Source organism: Stenotrophomonas sp. YJH_SMC_127 (genome assembly GCF_059372445.1).
In genome coordinates this window covers 13336-31291 of record NZ_JCAFVO010000015.1, presented here as the reverse complement: position 1 = coordinate 31291, position 17956 = coordinate 13336, and the positions used below count along the sequence as shown (strand labels likewise).

The 17956-nt window shown below is 68.8% G+C and carries 16 protein-coding genes; 7 read left to right on the top strand and 9 right to left on the bottom strand.

The window, feature by feature from the left end; genetic code table 11:
• Positions 1-189 precede the first annotated feature (189 nt).
• Complete coding sequence (locus AC5QAB_RS20475) at positions 190-873, top strand: response regulator transcription factor (protein WP_032961444.1); 684 nt, start codon at positions 190-192, stop codon at positions 871-873.
• Between the two features lie 6 nt (positions 874-879).
• On the opposite strand, the gene AC5QAB_RS20470 is transcribed toward AC5QAB_RS20475, so the two are convergent.
• On the bottom strand, positions 880-1269 hold the full coding sequence (locus AC5QAB_RS20470; RefSeq protein ID WP_010486915.1) for a DUF6165 family protein: 390 nt from the start codon (positions 1267-1269) through the stop codon (positions 880-882).
• A gap of 178 nt (positions 1270-1447) precedes the next feature.
• On the opposite strand from AC5QAB_RS20470, the gene AC5QAB_RS20465 reads away from it, so the two are divergent.
• Positions 1448-2146, top strand: a complete 699-nt coding sequence (locus tag AC5QAB_RS20465; protein ID WP_032961475.1) for a TorF family putative porin — start codon at positions 1448-1450, stop codon at positions 2144-2146.
• Here the strand turns inward: AC5QAB_RS20465 and AC5QAB_RS20460 are convergent.
• Entirely contained in the window at positions 2143-3291 is a 1149-nt protein-coding gene (locus AC5QAB_RS20460; protein WP_343238362.1) for an MFS transporter, read from the bottom strand. The genes AC5QAB_RS20465 and AC5QAB_RS20460 overlap by 4 nt on opposite strands.
• Positions 3292-3434: 143 nt before the next feature.
• Between AC5QAB_RS20460 and AC5QAB_RS20455 the strand changes: the two genes are divergently transcribed.
• Positions 3435-4322, top strand: coding sequence for a LysR family transcriptional regulator (locus tag AC5QAB_RS20455; RefSeq protein ID WP_032961439.1), 888 nt, complete (start codon positions 3435-3437; stop codon positions 4320-4322).
• On the opposite strand, the gene AC5QAB_RS20450 is transcribed toward AC5QAB_RS20455, so the two are convergent.
• Positions 4291-4758 (bottom strand): YehS family protein, encoded by a 468-nt coding sequence (locus AC5QAB_RS20450; RefSeq protein ID WP_014645662.1) that lies wholly within the window; start codon positions 4756-4758, stop codon positions 4291-4293. The genes AC5QAB_RS20455 and AC5QAB_RS20450 overlap by 32 nt on opposite strands.
• Before the next feature lie 160 nt (positions 4759-4918).
• Between AC5QAB_RS20450 and AC5QAB_RS20445 the strand changes: the two genes are divergently transcribed.
• Positions 4919-5671, top strand: a complete 753-nt coding sequence (locus tag AC5QAB_RS20445; RefSeq protein WP_495233593.1) for an SDR family NAD(P)-dependent oxidoreductase — start codon at positions 4919-4921, stop codon at positions 5669-5671.
• Between the two features lie 90 nt (positions 5672-5761).
• Here AC5QAB_RS20445 and AC5QAB_RS20440 read toward each other — a convergent pair whose 3' ends face one another.
• From AC5QAB_RS20440 to AC5QAB_RS20425, 4 genes are all read right to left on the bottom strand, one after another.
• On the bottom strand, positions 5762-6658 hold the full coding sequence (locus AC5QAB_RS20440) for an SPOR domain-containing protein (RefSeq protein ID WP_495233592.1): 897 nt from the start codon (positions 6656-6658) through the stop codon (positions 5762-5764).
• 21 nt (positions 6659-6679) lie between these two features.
• The gene (gene argS / locus AC5QAB_RS20435) at positions 6680-8368 is read right to left on the bottom strand and encodes an arginine--tRNA ligase (RefSeq protein WP_032961431.1); all 1689 of its coding nucleotides are present in this window, start codon (positions 8366-8368) and stop codon (positions 6680-6682) included.
• A gap of 112 nt (positions 8369-8480) precedes the next feature.
• On the bottom strand, positions 8481-9185 hold the full coding sequence (gene radC, locus AC5QAB_RS20430) for a RadC family protein (protein ID WP_014035697.1): 705 nt from the start codon (positions 9183-9185) through the stop codon (positions 8481-8483).
• 70 nt (positions 9186-9255) lie between these two features.
• Entirely contained in the window at positions 9256-9882 is a 627-nt protein-coding gene (locus AC5QAB_RS20425; RefSeq protein ID WP_049408686.1) for a response regulator, read from the bottom strand.
• 199 nt (positions 9883-10081) lie between these two features.
• On the opposite strand from AC5QAB_RS20425, the gene coaBC reads away from it, so the two are divergent.
• From coaBC to AC5QAB_RS20410, 3 genes are read left to right on the top strand one after another with little or no spacing between them, the layout of a single operon-like run.
• Positions 10082-11371 carry a bifunctional phosphopantothenoylcysteine decarboxylase/phosphopantothenate--cysteine ligase CoaBC gene (gene coaBC, locus AC5QAB_RS20420; protein WP_014645667.1) on the top strand — a complete coding sequence of 430 codons (1290 nt, stop codon included), beginning with the start codon at positions 10082-10084 and terminating at the stop codon, positions 11369-11371.
• The gene (dut, locus tag AC5QAB_RS20415; RefSeq protein ID WP_014035700.1) at positions 11368-11841 is read left to right on the top strand and encodes a dUTP diphosphatase; all 474 of its coding nucleotides are present in this window, start codon (positions 11368-11370) and stop codon (positions 11839-11841) included. Before coaBC ends, dut begins: the two co-directional genes overlap by 4 nt.
• Positions 11842-11853: 12 nt before the next feature.
• Positions 11854-14202: a phosphomannomutase/phosphoglucomutase gene (locus tag AC5QAB_RS20410; RefSeq protein WP_495233591.1), complete on the top strand. Its 2349-nt coding sequence runs from the start codon at positions 11854-11856 to the stop codon at positions 14200-14202.
• 395 nt (positions 14203-14597) lie between these two features.
• Here AC5QAB_RS20410 and AC5QAB_RS20405 read toward each other — a convergent pair whose 3' ends face one another.
• Both AC5QAB_RS20405 and AC5QAB_RS20400 read right to left on the bottom strand, forming a co-directional pair.
• Positions 14598-15311, bottom strand: coding sequence for a response regulator transcription factor (locus AC5QAB_RS20405; RefSeq protein WP_032961423.1), 714 nt, complete (start codon positions 15309-15311; stop codon positions 14598-14600).
• A complete protein-coding gene (locus AC5QAB_RS20400) occupies positions 15292-17952 on the bottom strand; it encodes an ATP-binding protein (protein WP_014645670.1) in 2661 nt (886 codons plus the stop codon). Before AC5QAB_RS20400 ends, AC5QAB_RS20405 begins: the two co-directional genes overlap by 20 nt.
• Positions 17953-17956: the final 4 nt, after the last annotated feature.

Genomic DNA, 17956 nt, shown 5'->3' with positions numbered 1-17956 from the left:
CGGCGCGATTGCGCGCTGGAGACGCCCCAACAGGCCCGGCATTTGCCGGGCCTGTTGCGTTTGCGCCGTGGCAAACCGGAATGCTGTCTGACTGGCGGAATGCGCGGGCCAGCCATTGCAAGGAATTGGATTCCGCCGCTGCGGGCACCGACCTACGTTGGATGTCCCATGTTGCCTGGACATGCCGCAATGCCGCTGACCCTTCCGCCTCTGCTGCCTGATCGGCCACGACGCCTGGCGCTGCTGGACCCGCACCCGGTACTGCGGTTGGGCGTGGAAGTGCTGCTGCGCCAGCACGCGGGTGTGCAGGTACGGGTGAGCCTGTCCAGCGAGGCGCACCTGCTGCACCTGCTGGAGCGCAGCCCGACGTGTGTCGACCTGCTGCTGATCGATGCGTTGCCCATGGGCGACCTGGGCGATGGGTTGGCCCTGTTGCACGTGCTGTCGCAGCGCTGGCCGGCACTGCCGGTGCTGGTGCTCTCGGCACACTGCAATGCCAGCACGGTGGCCACCGCGATGCGTGCCGGTGCGCGCGGCTTCCTGTCCAAGTCGACGCCACCGGACGTGTTGCTGCGTGCCATTGATGTGGTCGCCCGGGGAGGGCGCTTCGTGCCACCGGAGCTGCGCGCGGAACTGAACCTGCCGGGCACGCGTGCACGCAGAATGCCGGCCCCGGCACTGGTGCCGTTGAGCCAGCGCGAACGGGAAGTGCTCGGGCTGGTGCTGAAAGGGGTCAGCACCAGCGAAATGGCCCTGCGATCGGGGCGTTCAGCCAGCACGATCAGCTCGCAGAAAACCTCGGCCTACCGCAAGCTCGGCATCCGCGGGGACGGTGACCTGTTCCGCTTCCGCCACCTGCTGGAATGCGGATGAGTGGCGTTACTCGCCCTGGTACTGCTTCTCTTCCACCAGTGCCGAACCGGCCACGCGGTTGATCTCGTTCTTCACCTGCACGCGCTCGCCATTGGTGCCATAGACGCCGCGTGCCAGCTGGATGAATGCATCATCGAACACCTGGGCCGCTTCCTTGTCGCGCAGCTGGTCCTGGATGTCCCACATACGCTCGTTGATCGCCTTCAACTGCTGCTGCAGCGCGGCCAGGGCCGGCTGTGCCTGCAGCTGCTGCTGCAACAGGGGCAGCAGGCCGTCCAGCTCGGTGCGCACGTTGGCCAGCTTGGCGGCATCGTCGATGCGCTCGGCCTTGATCTGGAGAATGGTGATCTTGTCGATCAGCTCGCCGATCGATACCGGGGTCAGGATGGCGTCCACGCGGTTGGTTCCTGGAAACAGGGCGCCATGATACCGCGCCGCTGGCGCATGGCCCCGATCCACGGGATTTACGCCGAATTTGCGCCGCGGGCCGGGCCGCACCCTCGATCCGTTACGGCCACGCGCTGGACACTGCCGTCCCGGCGGCGTGACCGCCTTCGACGAGGAACACAGTGCAGTGAACAGCAAGGGGATGATGGCGGCGGTGGTGGCCGCCCTGGCAGGGCTGCTTGGCATGGGCAGCGCGCAGGCACAGGTGCAGGTCAGTGGCAGTGCGGCCTTGACCAGTGACTACGTGTGGCGCGGCAGCTCGCAGAGCGATGGTGACCCGGCGGTGCAGGCCGGCGCGAAGATCTCGATCCCATCGGGCTGGTACGCCAGCGTGTGGGGGTCCAACGTCTCGTTCAAGCCGGACAATGGCGCGCGCAGCGAGTTCGACCTGGTGGCGGGCTGGTCCGGCGCGCTGGCACCGGGCTGGACGCTGGATGCGAACCTGACCCGCTATGTGTATCCGGGTACCGCTCGTGCGCTGGACTGGACCGAACTCAACACGACCGTGACCTGGAAGCAGCGCGCCTGGCTGCAGGTCGCGCATTCCAACGATGCGTTGGCCGGTGGCCATCGCGGAACCTATGCCCAGCTGGGCGTGCGTGTGCCGCTGCACGAACGCGTCCGCCTGGAAGCAGCGGTGGGCCAGTACTGGCTGGCCACCGCGCAGGGCCCGGATTACCTGCATGGCCAGCTCAGTGCCATTGCCACGCTGACTCCGGCATGGGAGCTGCGCGCCACCGTGCATGACACCGACAGCGCGGCCAAGCGACTGTTCCCGGGCAATGCCGGTGGACGCTGGGAGCTGGCGCTGCAGGGCAGCTTCTAGTTCGACGATGCCGCCTGGCGCGCGCGCAGCGCGCCGGGCAGCCACAGCAGCAGGGCCAGCACGGCCACGGCGGCACCGGCCACGCAGACGCCGGTCCAACCGTAGCGCTGGTAGACCTGCGCCGACAGCAGCGAACCCAGCGAGCCGCCGATGAAGTAGCCGGTCATGTAGCCGGCATTGAGGCGGTTGCGCGCCGCGGGCTGCAGCGCATAGATCAGGTTCTGGTTGCTGACGTGCAGCAGCTGTGCGGCCAGGTCCAGCACCACCACGCCGATCAGCAGCGCCAGCAGCGAGTGGGCCGACAGCCCCAGTGGCAGCCACGACAGCAGCAACAGCACCAGCGCGATGGCAGTGGCGCGTCCGGTCTGGCCGCGGTCGGACATGCGCCCGGCCAGGCCGGCCGCCAGCGTGCCGGCTGCACCGACCAGCCCGAACAGGCCGATGGTGGCATCGCTGTAGGCGTAAGGTGGCCGTGCCAGCAGGAACGCGAGCGGGGTCCAGAAAATCGCGAACATGGCAAAGCTGCAGGCACCCAGCAGGGTGCGCTGGCGCAGCACCGGCTCCTGCACGAACAGCACGCCGATCGAGCGCAGCAAGGCGAAATAGCCCAGGCCGGCGCTGTGGTGGAATCGCGGCAGGCCGCGCTGCAATGCCAGTGCGGTCAGCACCAGGGTGCCGGCAGCGATGGCATACACCAGGCGCCAGTCACCCAGGCTGGAAAGCAGGCCGGCCACGGTACGCGCCAGCAGGATGCCCAGCAGCAGGCCACTCATCAGCGTGCCGACCACGCGGCCACGATGTTCCGGCGCGGCCAGCGTGGCCGCGAACGGCACCAGCACCTGTGCCACCACCGAAAACAGTCCGGTGATCGCGGTCCCGACCAGCAGCCAGGCCAGCGACGGCGCGCAGGCACTGATCACCAGGCCACCGGCCGACAGCAGGCTCATCACCACGATCAAGCGGCGGCGCTCGAACAGGTCACCCAGTGGCACCAGCAGGATCAGTCCGGCGGCATAGCTCAGCTGTGCTGCGGTAACCACCATGCCGACCTGGCCGAACGGCACGCCGAAGGCATCTGCGATGGTGTGCAGCAGCGGTTGCGCATAGTAGTTGCTGGCCACGGCCACGCCGGTGGCGACCGACATCAGCAGCACCTGCCAGCGGTGCAGAGGGGGAAGGGACGGGCTCACGCGGTGTTCCAGGAAGCGGGGTGCACAGTGTCCGCCTGCTGCGGTCATGATGGAAATGAATCATCATCATCCTTGTCATCTGAAAACAAGATAGCTGGATGAACCTCAAGCAGCTCGAGTTTGCCGTCGCCCTGGCCGAGGAGGGCAATTTCACCCGTGCCGCCGAGCGCTGCCACGTGGTGCAGTCCGCGCTCAGCCACCAGATCGCCCACCTGGAACAGGAACTGGGTGCCACGCTGTTCGAGCGCCTGCCACGCCAGGTGCGGGCTACCGCCGCCGGCGAGGCGTTGCTGGTGCACGCACGCCAGGTGCTGGCCAGCCTGCGCCACCTGCGCGCCGACGTGGCCGCCGTCAGTGGCGAAGTGCGTGGCCTGCTGGCCATCGGGCAGATTTCTTCGCTGACCGACATCGACGTCGTGGCGATGCTGGCGGCCTTCCAGCGGGTGCACCCACAGGTGGAGTTCCAGCTGCGCGTGGACAAGAGCGAAGACCTGATCGCACAGGTGCAGTCGCGCGCGCTGGATGTGGCACTGGTCGGCCTGGCGCCGTCGGCAGCGCTGGAGGGCGTCTGCCACCAGGTGCTGCAGGAGGAGGATCTGGTAGCGGTACTGGCGCCGTCGCACCGGCTCGCCGGGCGCACGCGGCTGCCATTGACCGCACTGCAGGATGAAGCGCTGGTCGACTTCCCGCGCGGTACCGGTGCGCGCCGGCAGACCGACGATGCCTTCGCCGCCGCTGGCCTGCCGCACACGGTGCGTTTCGAGGTCAACCTGATGGAACTGGTCGAGCGCTTCGTCCGCCACGGATTGGCGGTCGGCATCGTGCCGGCGTTGATCGCCGAAGGTTTCCAGGGCGTGGTTCAGATTCCACTGCAGCCGACCCCGACCCGGCGCGTACACCTGGTCTGGCAGCGGCTGCCGACGCCGGCCGCGCGCGCCTTCGTCGAGGCCGTGCTCAGCCGCGCAGGCGCAGGCTCAGGCCCTTGAGGAAGTTGCGCAGCATCTGGTCCAGGCAGCGCCGGTAGTTGGTGTGCCCGGGCTGGCGGAACAACGCACCGACTTCCGACTTGGACACGTTGAAGCCGGCGCTGGCGAAGATCTCCATCAGGTCCACGTCGCGCAGCTGGAAGGCCACGCGCAGCTTCTTCAGCACCAGGTTGTTGTCGATGCGGGTTTCCACCGCACGCTGCGGCTGGCTCTCGTCGCGACCGCGCAGGTGCACGATCAGGCCATCGAGGAAGTGCGCCAGTGCGCTGTCGTTCATCGCCTCGAAACCGGCTTCGTCCTCGCGGCGCAGCCAGGCCTTCACCTGCTCGGTATCCACGGCGAAGGCCGGGTCGGCCATCTGGCACAGGGTGACCACGTGCTGGTCACCCAGGTCCAGGGAGTAGCGCACGCTGCGCAGGACATCATTGTTGATCATGGCGCAATTGTACCGGTCACCCCGACAAGTGGGGTCGCCGCCGGGGTCAGACCCCTTTGCTCCGCAAAGGGATCTGACCCCGGATCCGGCCGATCCGGCAACACGGGTGCTGCCGGACGGTGCCAGAATGGGGATCTGGTTTTCCCCCTGGAGTTGCCTGATGACCCGCACTGTCCTGATTACCGGCGCCACGTCCGGCTTCGGCGCCGCCGCCGTCCACCGCTTCGCCCAGGCCGGCTGGAAAGTGATCGCCACCGGCCGCCGCGGCGAACGCCTGCAACCGCTGGTCGAGCGCTATGGCAAGGACATGGTGCACGCCGCCGCCTTCGACATCCGCGATCCGGTGGCGATGGAGGCGGCCCTGCTGGCGCTGCCGCCGGCCTTCGGCGAGATCGACCTGCTGGTCAACAACGCCGGTCTGGCGCAGGGCACCGCACCGGCACAGAGCGCCAGGCTGTCGGACTGGACCACGATGATCGACACCAACATCACCGCGCTGGTGACCCTGACCCACCGCCTGCTGCCGCAGCTGGTGGAGCGCAAGGGTGCGATCATCAACATCTCGTCGGTGGCCGGCGTCTACCCGTACCCGGGTGGCAACGCCTACGGTGGCACCAAGGCCTTCGTCAGCCAGTTCTCGCTGGGCCTGCGTTCGGACCTGCACGGCACCGGCGTGCGCGTGACCACGATCGAGCCGGGCATGGCCGAGACCGAGTTCACCGTGGTCCGCACCCATGGCGACCAGAATGCATCGGACAAGCTGTACAGCGGTGCCAATCCGATGACCGCCGAAGACATCGCCGAACAGATCTTCTGGGTGGCCACGCTGCCACCGCACCTGAACATCAATCGCCTGGAGCTGATGCCGGTCAGCCAGTCCTTCGCCGGGTTCCAGGTCGCCCGCGAGGGCTGACGCCGTGTGTGGAGTCGAGCCATGCTCGACTCGGCAGAAACAAAAAAAGCCGGGCAATGCCCGGCTTTCTTCATGCAGTCCCGCAGAACGTCACTGCGCCTTGATGGCCATCGCCTGCAGGCCGGTGCCATCCAGCTTCTGCTTCGCTTCAGACAGTTCGCCGGCGCTGCCGTACGGCCCCATGCGCACGCGATACACGGTCTTGCCGTTGATCTGCGCCGACTCCACGCGTGCCGCCAGGCCCATCATGGCCAGCTTGGCCTTGGTGGCTTCGGCGTCGCCGGACGCACCGAAGGCACCTGCCTGCAGGATGTAGCGCGCGTTGTCGGCGGGCGCCGGTGCGGCAGTGGTCGCCGGCGCGGTGGGCGCGGCTTCCGCGCGCGGCGCGGGGGCGGCGGCCGTGCTGGTCGACGCCGGTGCGGTGCTGGCCGGCGGGGTTGCCGCGGCCGGGCGCTCGCTCAGCGGTGCCGGCAGCGGACGGTTGCTCGCGGTCACCGGTGCGGTGCTGGCGACGCTGGCCGTTGCGGTCGATGCCGGCGTGGCCGTGCTCGCCGGCGGCACCGGCTTGCCCTCCAGCGCGGCCTGCGCGCGCGACGCTTCGGCCTTGGCCCGGCGCTGGTCCTCGGCACGCGCGCTGGCGGCCAGTTCGGCGTCGGACATTTCCACTTCCTTGCCCGGCAGCAGGGTGTAGAAGTCGTACTGCGTCGCCGCGGGCTTCTCCGGTTCGGCCGGCTTCGGCGTGGCCGGCTGCGCGGCTGGCTGGCTGCCGACATCGCTGTCTGCATCAGCAACCGGGGCCGGCTGCGCGTTCGGGTTCGGCTGCGGACCGGCGCGCAGGAAGCCGTCGCCTTCGCCCTTGAACAGGTTCGGCGCCGCCAGGAACACCACGGCGGCGATCGCCACACCGGCCACCAGCCACACCCATCCGGGTGTGCCCTGGCTGCTGCTGTTGCGTCGTGCCTGGGTTTTGCCGCGTCGTGCTGCCATGTGTACTGCGTCTCCTGATGCTTACATTTTTTCCGGGGCGCTCACGCCCAGGAGTTCAAGGCCGTTGGCCAGCACCTGGCGCGCCGCGCAGGCCAGGGTCAGCTTGGCGTTGCGATCGGCGGCGTCTTCCACCAGCACCGGCGTCCCGTGATACCACGTGTGGAAGGCATGCGCCAATTCACGCAGGTACTGCGCCACCAGGTGCGGCTCCAGCGCCACGCCGGCCGCTTCCACCACTTCCGGATAGCGCGAGATCTCGTTCATCAACAGCAGCGAGGCATCGTCGGCCAGGTGGCCAAGGTTGGCCAGGCCATTGCCCTGCTCGTACACCAGGCCCTTTTCCTGCGCCTGGCGCAGCAGGCTGCAGACACGGGCGTGCGCGTACTGCACGTAGAACACCGGATTGTCGTTGCTCTGCTGGCGCGCCAGGTCGATGTCGAAGGTCAGCTGCGAATCGGGCTTGCGCGCGATCAGGAACCAGCGGGTCGCATCGCGGCCGGCTTCTTCGATCAGGTCGCGCAGGGTGAAGTAGCTGCCGGCACGCTTGGACAGCTTCACTTCCTCGCCGCCGCGCATGACCGTGACCATCTGGTGCAGCACGTATTCCGGCCAGCCCTGCGGGATGCCCACTTCCATCGCCTGCAGGCCGGCGCGCACGCGCGCCAGCGAGCCGTGATGGTCGGCGCCCAGTTCGGTGATCGCGCGCTCGTAGCCGCGCTGCCACTTGGACAGGTGGTAGGCCACGTCCGGCACGAAGTAGGTGAAGGTGCCGTCGGACTTGCGCATCACGCGGTCCTTGTCGTCACCGAAGTCGGTGCTGCGCAGCCACAGCGCGCCGCCTTCCTCATAGGTGTGGCCGGACGCCTGCAGCTTGGCCACCGCTTCGGCAACCTTGCCGTCGGCGTACAGCGAGCTTTCCAGGAAGTAGATGTCGAAGTCGACACCGAACGCGGCCAGGTCCAGGTTCTGCTCGTTGCGCAGGTAGGCCACGGCGAAGCGGCGGATTGCCTGCATGTCGTCCGGGTCCTTGGCGCCGACCACGGTGCTGCCTTCCAGGTCGACGCTGGCACCGGCCATGTAGGCGCGGGCGACATCGGCGATGTACTCACCGCGGTAGCCGCCTTCCGGCCAGCCGTCCTGATCGGGTGCGATGCCCTTGATCCGCGCCTGGGTGGACAGCGCCAGGTTCTCGATCTGCACGCCAGCGTCGTTGTAGTAGAACTCGCGCTTGGCGTTCCAGCCGTTGGCATCGAGCACGCGGGCCACGCAGTCGCCGATCGCCGCTGCGCGGCCATGGCCGACATGCAGCGGGCCGGTCGGGTTGGCCGACACGTACTCCACGCCCACCGTGCGGCCATTGCCGGACAGGTTGCGGCCGTAGTCGTGGGCTTCCTTGATGACCGAGGCGGTTTCGCGCTGGTACGCGGCCGGGGCCAGATGGAAGTTGATGAAGCCGGGGCCGGCGATCTCGACCTTGCTGACGTCCTCGCTGCGCGGCAGCGCCTCGACCAGTGCCTGTGCCAGTGCGCGCGGATTGCTGCGCGCGGCCTTGGCCAGCAGCATCGCGGCGTTGGTGGCGAAGTCGCCGTGGTCACGGGTCTTCGGGCGCTCGACCACGAAGTCCGGCGGCAGGGAGTCGGCGGGCAGGGTGCCATTGGCGCGCAAGGCTTCGATGCCTTGGCTGATCAGGGCGCGGAGGAGATTTTTCACGAGGCCTGCTGTGAGAATGAGCGGCGGAATCGCCCATTTTAGCGCAGATGCCCGCGCCCACGCTGACCAGGACATGCCTGCGGGGCGCCCGCCCGGCCCTGACCAGGGCCGTTCAGCCGAACAGGCGCGGCTGGGGCGGGGACAGCAGGCCCCGTTCAGCAAATGAAACGGGGCGGCCCTCGCCGACGACGAAGTGGTCGAGCAGGCGCACGTCCACCAGTGCCAGCGCCTGCTGCAGTTCATCGGTGATGCGGGTGTCGGCGCCGGAGGGCTCGGGGTCGCCGGAAGGGTGATTGTGGCTGAGGATCACCGCTGCCGCATTGTGCAGCAGGGCTCGACGCACCACCTCGCGGGGATAGACCGGGGCGGCATTGATGGTGCCCTGGAACAGTTCTTCGCAGGCGATCAGGCGGTGGCGGTTGTCCAGGAACAGCGCCATGAAGATCTCGCGGGCCTGGCCGCGCAGGCGGTGCTGCAGATAGCGGCCGACCGCAGCCGGGTTGTTGCCGACGGCCTCGCCCTGCTGAAGTTCGGCCGCCAGATAGCGGTGGGCCAGTTCCAGCCCGGCGGCCAGTGCACAGCTTCGAGCAGGGCCCAGCCCCGGCAACCGGGCCAGCTCGCGGGCCGGGCGGTCCAGCAGCACACGCAGGGGACCGTGCGCCTGCAGCAGGTCGCGCGCGGTCTGCACCGCATCGCGTCCACCGAAGCCGGAGCCGAGGAACAGTGCCAGCAGTTCTGCGTCGGACAGCGTGGCGGGGCCGCGTGCGATCAGCTTCTCGCGGGGACGTTCCTGTTCGGGCCAGTCGTGGATGGGCATGCCTGCATCATCGCCAGTGGGGGCGATGCGGCCCATCAGGGCAGGACGCATGCCCGGGTCGGCCGTTGCCTCAGTCGCGTCGCGACTGCAGGTAGGCGAACAGCTCCTGGTTGTTCTGCAGCCCCAGCTTGCGCTTGGCCTCAGCCTTCTGCCGGCTGATCGTCTTGGGGCTGCGGCCGCAGTGGACGGCGATGGCGTTCACTTTCAGCCCGGCGGCCAACAGGTCCAGCACTTCCTGTTCGCGGGCGGACAGCGCCGCCGGTTCGCGCGCGAACATCAGGTCGCGCGCCTGCAGGTGGTGGCGCAGCTGCTGCGAGACGAACACCTGCCCTGCCATGGCCGCGTTCAAGGCCTGCGGCAACTCGCCGAAATCGGCGCACTTGTCGACCAGGCCGCTGACACCCTCACGCAGCAGGCCATCGAGCAGGCCGGGGTGGCGGGCGCCGGTAAGCACCACCACGGGCATGTGCGGGTGGCGTGCGCGCAGTTCAGCGATCAGTTCCGGGCCATCCGGGCCGGTGCCCGGCATGGAGAGGTCGGTCAGCACCGCGTCGCAGCCGTGGTGCTCGACCAGCTGCAGCAGCTCGGCGCCGTCACGCGCGCTGCCGACGACCTCCATCAGGTGGGTCTGCAGCACGATGCGGATGCCGTGCAGGACGACGGGATGGTCGTCGGCGATGATGATGCGCGGGTGCACGCGGAATCCTCGAAAAGCGAAGCGGCACACCTGCGGCGGCCACTGACGATTCTGCAAACGTGGCCGGCCTACAGGTATAGGAAAGTTCCGAATCGCAGTGTCTTGAACCCCGGAAGCGCTGTGGTGCAAGTCCCATCTGCTGATAGCTGCCCGCTATGTGCGCTGTGCACCGGGACATTACCGACCATCGGGTAAGCTAATGCCCTCGTTTGCACAGGAATTCCAGGTGGCTGACTCCCCCAACGCTTCCCCCGCGCCCGGCCGCGCGCTGGAAGGCCAGAAACTGCTGTTGTGCGTCGGAGGCGGGATCGCGGCCTACAAGGCCCTGGAACTGGTGCGACGCCTGCGTGATGCGGGCGCCCAGGTGCAGGTGGCGATGACCGCCGGCGCCCAGCAGTTCGTCACCCCCCTCAGTTTCCAGGCCCTGTCCGGGCAGCCGACCCGCACCACGCTGTGGGACAGCGCCGCCGAACAGGCCATGGGCCACATCGAGCTGGCCCGCTGGGCGGACCGCATCGTGGTCGCGCCGGGAACCGCCGATCTGCTGGCCCGGCTGGCCCAGGGCCATGCCGATGACCTGGTCAGCACCCTGTGCCTGGCCAGCACCGCACCGCTGACGATCTGCCCGGCGATGAACCATCGCATGTGGCTGCATCCGGCCACCCAGGCCAACATCGCCCTGCTGCGCCAGCGTGGTGCGCAGGTGATCGGCCCGGTCGATGGCCCGCTGGCCGAAGGTGAATCCGGTCCCGGCCGGCTGGCCGAACCCGGCGACATCGTGGCCGCGCTGGCCGCCAATGGCGGCGCCGCTGCGACGGTTGCCGCGCCGGAAACCCGTGCCCTGCAGGGGCTGCGCCTGCTGATCAGTGCTGGCCCGACCTACGAAGACATCGATCCGGTGCGTTACGTCGGCAACCGCAGCAGCGGCAAGATGGGCTTTGCCCTGGCCGCCGCTGCTGCCGCGCTGGGCGCGCAGGTGGTGCTGGTCAGCGGTCCGGTACAGCTGCCGACGCCGCCGGGCGTGCAGCGCATCGACGTGCGCTCGGCCGCGCAGATGCGCGATGCCGTACTGAAGTCGCTGCCCGCCGACATCTATATCGGTGCCGCCGCGGTGTCCGACTACACGCCGCGCCAGGTCGCCGCGCAGAAGCTGAAGAAGACCGCCGACAGCCAGTCGCTGGTGATCGAACTGGTGCGTACGCCGGACATCCTCGCCGAAGTCGCTGCACAGACGCAGTCGCTGAAGCTGGTGGTCGGCTTCGCCGCCGAGACCCACGACGTGGAGAAATACGCGCGCGGCAAACTGGTCGACAAGCGCCTGGACCTGGTGATCGCCAACCAGGTCGGCATCAGTGGCGGCGGTTTCGAGAGCGACAACAATGCCGCCACGGCCTTCTGGCAGGACGGCGAACAGGTATTCCCGGCCACTTCCAAGCGCGAGCTGGCCGAACAACTGCTGGCGCTGATCGCGCGGAGACTCCAGGCATGACCCAGGCATCCACTTCCCACCCGCTGCAGGTCAAGCTGCTCGATCCGCGCTTCGGCGACAGCTGGCCGCTGCCGGCCTATGCCACCGAGGCCAGTGCCGGCATGGACCTGCGCGCGGCGCTGGATACCGCGCTGACCCTGCAGCCGGGCGACACCGCGCTGGTGCCCAGCGGCCTGGCCATCCATATTGCCGACCCGAACCTGTGCGCGGTGATCCTGCCGCGTTCCGGGCTGGGCCACCGGCATGGCATCGTGCTGGGCAACGGCACCGGCCTGATCGATGCCGACTACCAGGGGCCGCTGCTGATCAGCGTCTGGAACCGTGGCCGCGAGGCCTTCACCATCGAGCCGGGCGATCGCATCGCGCAGCTGGTGGTGGTTCCGATCGCCCGCGTCAGCCTGCAGGTAGTGGATACTTTCACCGACAGCGTGCGGGGCGCGGGTGGATTCGGCCATACCGGGGTGCGTTGACAGGGGACATCGATGAGCGGCATCGGGGAAGGACAGCGGGGACGGTCGTTGGGTCGCAGTGCACCTCTACTGGGGGTGCTGTTGATCCTGTTGGCCGGCTGGTTCGGATGGAGCGCGGTGCAGCAATGGCGGCAGGAGGCCAACGGGCAGGCGCTGGAAGAGGCGCGTGACCAGGCCGTGCAGGGCCTGCAGCAGGCTGCTGCAGGCCAGTTGCAGCAGCTGCAGCAGCAGTTGAAGAACGATCGCGTGCAGCAGGCGCTGCAGGCCGGCGACGCCGCTGCGGCGGCGCTGGCCGTTCGCGAGAGCTGGACCGGGGTCGAGCAGGTCGAGGTGCTGGCGGCCGATCTGGCCAACGCCTATGCCGATCCGGCCACCTTCGGGTATTCCCGCCTGGCGCTGCTGGAAGCGGCGCTGGCCGAGGCCAGGCCAAGCCTGCGCGTGGTCCGCGACGGCGGCGGCAACCGCCTGGGCCTGGCCGCGCCGGTGCAGCTGGGCAGCCTGGGGCCGGCCGTCATCTATGTCCGCCAACCGCTGCTGCGGCTGACGTCGCCGCTCGACCAGGTCAGCGCGCCGTCCGCCGGCTTCCTCGGCCTGCGCCAGGGAGCATTCGATCTGGTCACCCAAGGCGACCCGAGCCTGGCCGAAAGTGCGGAAGCGCTGGCGCGCCCGGTTGCAGGCACGCCGTTGCGGCTGGTCGCGTCGGTGCCGAATGTCGAGGCCGGTCCGCTCGGCCTGGGCGCGCTGGCCAGCGCCATTGTGGCGTTGCTGCTGGCGTTCATTGCCGTGCTGCTGGTGGTGGGGCGCGACCGGCTACCGAAGTCGCTGCCGTTGCCGCGCCGCGCCGCCGCGTCCGAGGCCGACCATGGCCCGACCCTGAGCGAGAGCCTGCAGCAGGCGCCGCCACCGGTGGCCGCCGCGACCGGCAGTGGCGATGCCACGCCACCGCCGCCACCGCCGGTGCCTGCCGAAGAGCTGGCCGCCGGCATCTTCCGCGCCTATGACATCCGCGGCGTGGTGGGCAGCGAACTGACACCGAAGACCGCGGCGCTGATCGGCCAGGCCATCGGCACCGTGGCACTGGAGCAGGGCCTGCGCGAGGTGGTGATCGGGCGCGATGGCCGCCTGTCCGGACCCGAGCTGACGGCCGGGCTGGCCGAGGGCCTGCGCCGTGCCGGCTGCGCGGTGATCGACATCGGCCTGGCGCCGACCCCGCTCGTGTACTACGCCGCCTTCCATCTGCGTACCGGCACCTGCGTGGCGGTCACCGGCAGCCACAACCCGCCCGAGTACAACGGCTTCAAGGTGGTGATCGGCGGCGAGACGCTGTCCGGCGACGCGGTCACCGATCTCTACCAGCGCATCGTCGAGGGCCGCCTGGTGCAGTCCGCCGAGCCGGGTGACTACCAGCAGCGCGATGTCAGTGCCGACTACATCCAGCGCATCGCCGATGACGTGCAGCTGGACCGTCCGCTGAAGGTCGTGGCCGATGCCGGCAATGGCGTGGCCGGCGCACTGGCCCCGCAGCTGCTGGAAGCAATCGGCGCCGACGTCATTCCGCTGTACTGCGATGTCGATGGCACCTTCCCCAACCATCATCCCGACCCGAGCGAGCCGGCCAACCTGGAAGACCTGGTGCAGACGGTCAAGCGCTTCGGCGCCGACCTCGGCGTAGCCTTCGATGGCGACGGCGACCGGTTGGGCGTGGTCACCGGCGAAGGCAGGATCATCTATGCCGACCGCCTGCTGATGCTGTTCGCTGCCGACGTGCTGATGCGCAATCCGGGCGCGATGGTGATCTACGACGTCAAGTGCACCGGCAAGCTGTCCGACCATGTGCTGCGCAACGGTGGCAGCCCGCTGATGTGGAAGACCGGGCATTCGCTGATGAAGGCGAAGATGCGCGAGACCGATGCCGAGCTGGCCGGTGAGATGAGCGGCCACTTCTTCTTCAAGGAACGCTGGTTCGGTTTCGACGACGGCCTGTACGCCGCTGCGCGCCTGCTGGAGATCCTGGCCCAGCGCGAGGAGACCCCGGACGAAGTGCTGGGCGAACTGCCGGAAATGGTCGCCACGCCGGAGCTGAAGGTAGCGGTGGCCGACGGGACGCCGCATGCGCTGGTGGCGATGCTGGTGGCGGCGGCGCAGTCGCCGGACAACCCGTATGTGGGGGGCCGCCTGTCGACCATCGATGGCCTGCGCGTGGACTTCGCCGATGGCTGGGGCCTGGTGCGCGCCTCCAACACCACGCCGGTGCTGGTGCTGCGGTTCGAAGGCAACGACGAGGCCGCACTGGAGCGCATCAAGGCCTTGTTCCGCAGCCAGCTGCAGCCGGTGCTGGGCGACACGCCGCTGGGGTTCTGAGGTGGGGCCGGGCGGCGCCCGGCACCCGCCGAATCAACGTCAACGTCAAAGGCCGGCTATCCGTAGGATGCGGGGTGGGTCCGGTTACGGGGGACGCTGCAAGTCCCCCTCCGGGGCCCGGCCCAGCCGCTGGCGGCTGGGCGTTCGGGCGCTTGCGAAGCAGTGCTTCGCAAGCAAAGCGCCCTCACCCATGTAAGCTCGGTCGCCGCATCCATGCGGCTCACGCCCCCGCCACCGGACCCACCCCGCCTTCGACAGATTTCCGCGATCTGTCCGAACCGCATGAACTGCTCTTGGTAGGTGTCGACCTTGGTCGACACAGCAGAGATCCACGCCATGCGTGGATGCTCTTCCGAATTTGCTTTGGTGGGTGCCGACCGTTGTTCGGCACACCCTCACCCCTTGAATCGCAAGCCCACGCCCGGTTCGGTGAACAGGTAGCGTGAATCCAGCGCCGAATCGCCCAGCTTGTGCCGCAGCTTGCCGACCAGGATGCGCAGGTAATGGGTATCGTGCTGGTGGGTCGGCCCCCAGATCTCCTGCAGGATCTGCGGCTGCGTCACTACCCGCCCTGCATTGCGCAGCAGCAGCGACAGCAACGCGTACTCCTTGCGGGTCAACGCCACCGGTTCACCCTGCAGGGCGACTTCGCGGCGCACCAGGTCCACGCGCAGGTGGCCGTCGTCGAACACCGGTGGCGTGCCATCACTGGGTACGCTGCGCGTGCGCAGCAGCGCCCGCACCCGCGCCATCAGTTCCTGCGTGCCGAACGGCTTGGTCACGTAGTCGTTGGCGCCGGTATCCAGTGCGCGCACCTTCTCGGCTTCGCCGGCGCGCACGGTCAGCATGATCACCGGCACCTGGCTCCACTGCCGCAGCTGTTCAAGTACCTCGTGGCCTTCCATGTCCGGCAGGCCGATATCCAGGATCACCAGGTCCATGTCCTCGCTGGCGGCCAGCTGCAGGCCTTCCTGGCCGGTGGCGGCCTGTCGCACCTGGTAGCCCTGCGCGCGCAGGCTGATGTCCAGGAACCGGCGGATCTGGGTTTCATCATCGATCACCAGCACGCGCGCGGCCGGCACGCTGGCATCAATCGGGGTCGGGCTCATCGTGGGAGGCTGGCTTGAGCAGGGGCAGGGTGATGCGGATCAGGGTACCGCGACCGTCGCGTCCGGGCAGCGCCTGCACGCTGCCGCCATGTGCGCCGATCATGCCCTGGCAGATGGTCAGGCCCAGGCCGGTGCCGTGGCGGCCGCGGTCGCCGCGCTCGACGCTGTAGAACATGTCGAAGATGCGCGCGCGCTCGTCGTCGGGAATGCCGGGGCCGGCATCGATCACGTCGATGCGCAGCTGGCCGTCCAGTTCGCGCGCCTGCACCTGCACGGCGGCGTCGGGCGGCGAGAACTTGGCCGCGTTCTCCATCACGTTGAACACGGCCTGTTCGACCAGTGCCGGGTGTACCCAGATCGGCGCCAGCGTGGACGGAATGTCCAGCTCCAGCCGCACCTTGGGCTGGTAGCGCTGCAGGCGCCGTGCGGCCGAGCCGATCAGCTCGTCCACGCCGATCCAGTCACGGTTGATCTTCAGTCCTTCGTGGCCCAGGCGGGTCATGTCCAGCAGGTTCTGGATGTAGCGGTCCAGCCGCTCGCCTTCGACCAGGATGGTGTCCAGCAGGGCACGGCGATCAGCCGTGTCCATCGCCGCGCCGTAACTGGCCAGGCTGTCGGCCGAACCGATCATCGCCGCCAGTGGCGAGCGTAGGTCGTGCGACACCGAAGAGAGCAGGGCCGAGCGCAACCGCTCGGTCTCGTTGCTGACATGCGCCTGTTCCAGTTCGGCCACCAGCCGGGTACGCAGTGCGGCCTGTGCGATGTCATCGACCATCGCTTCGGCAAGCTGCCGCTGTTCGGGCAGCAGGCGCGCCTGTGCGCCGGGCAGGTACAGGCCGGCCACGCCGATCGCGCGATCTTCGCCATCCAGCAATGGCAGGAACCACCACTGCGCACCGGCCAGGGTGTCGGTGAAGCGGCCGCTGGGCTGGCCGTGGCGCAGCGCCCAGTCGGCGGCAGCCAGGTCGGTATCGCCGGGTTGGCTGCGGCCACCGGCGGCAGTGTCCGCGCCGATCCGCAGCCACGCCGGCACATCCATCGCCTGCTCCAAGGCATGCCGACCTGCCTGTGCCACCTCGCCGTTGCCAGCGGCGCTGGCCAGCTGACGGCCCAGCTGCTGGCGTGCACGTGCATGGCGGTTGGCCGCACGCAGCGCAATGACCTGCATGCGCAGGCGCGAGGCCAGCCGTCCGGCCACCAAGGCGGCGGCCAGGAACAGGAACACGGTGATCACGCCCTGGCGCGCACCGATGGCGAAGGTGAAGCGGGGCGCGATGAACAGGAAGTTGTAGGCCAGGAAGCACAGGATCGCCGCCATCACCGCCACGCTGGCGCGCGTACGTGCGGCCACCAGCACCACCGCCACGATGAACACCATCGACAGGTCGGCCATGCCGACCCAGCGTTCGGCCAGCCAAGCCACCGCACAGGCCAGCGCGGTGGCGATCAGTGCCTGTACCGGCTCGTAGCTGATGCCGCGCATCGGTGGCAGCAGACCTTCGCGGCGCGAGCGCGCCCGGGCCTGCGGCGTGCTGATGATGGTGATCTCGTAGTGCGCGCCGCGCTGGATCAGCTGCTGGGTCAGGGTTCGGTTGAACATCCGCGCCAGCGGGCGCTCACGGGTGCGCCCCAGCACCAGGGTCGACACGCCGTTGTGCGCTGCATGGTCGAGCAGGGCATCGGCAATGCTCGATCCATGCAGCAGTTCGGCGTCGCCTCCCAGGCGACGTGCCAGGGCGAAGGCCGCATCGATCTCGCGCCGCGTGGCCTCGTCCTGGCGCCGGCCCTGCACGGTCACCACCGTCCACGGTGCGTCGCGGCGCTCGGCGATGCGGCGCGCCACCCGTACCAGGTACTCGCTCTGGCCGCCGCCATCGATGGCCACCAGCACGCCGCGCCGCAGCGGCAGGTTGCCTTCGCCCCGTGCGGCGCGGGTTTCACGCAGGCTGCTGTCGACGCGATCGGCGGCTTCCTGCATCGCCAGCTCACGCAGGGCGGTCAGGTTGGCCGGCGAGAAGAACGCCTGCAGCGCCTGCGCGGCCTGTTCGGGCACATAGACCTTGCCCTGCTGCAGGCGCGCGATCAGTTCGCGTGGCGGCAGATCGACCAGCACGATGTCGTGCAGGCGATCGAGCACGCCATCGGGCACGGTCTCGCTGACCCGCACGCCGGTGATGCGCATCACCACGTCGTTGAGGCTTTCCAGATGCTGGATGTTGACCGTGGTCCAGACGTCGATGCCGGCGTCGAGCAGCTCCATCACATCCTGCCAGCGCCGCTCATGGCGGCTGCCGGGCGCATTGCGATGGGCCAGTTCGTCCACCAGCACCAGCGCTGGATGCCGTGCCAGAACGGCATCCAGGTCCATCTCCTGCAGGGCGTGGCCGTGATAGGCCACGTCCTTCAACGGCAGCTGCGGCAGACCTTCCAGCAGGGCCTGGGTTTCGGCGCGGCCATGGGTTTCCACCAGCCCGACCACCAGGTCCACGCCGCGGCGCAGCTGCTCCTGGGCACGGGTCAGCATGGTGTAGGTCTTGCCCACACCCGGCGCAGCGCCGAGGAACACGGTCAGCTTGCCACCGGCTTCGCGTTGCAGGCCTTCCACCAGGGCATCGGCCTGGCGGGTACGCGCATCAGTCATGGGG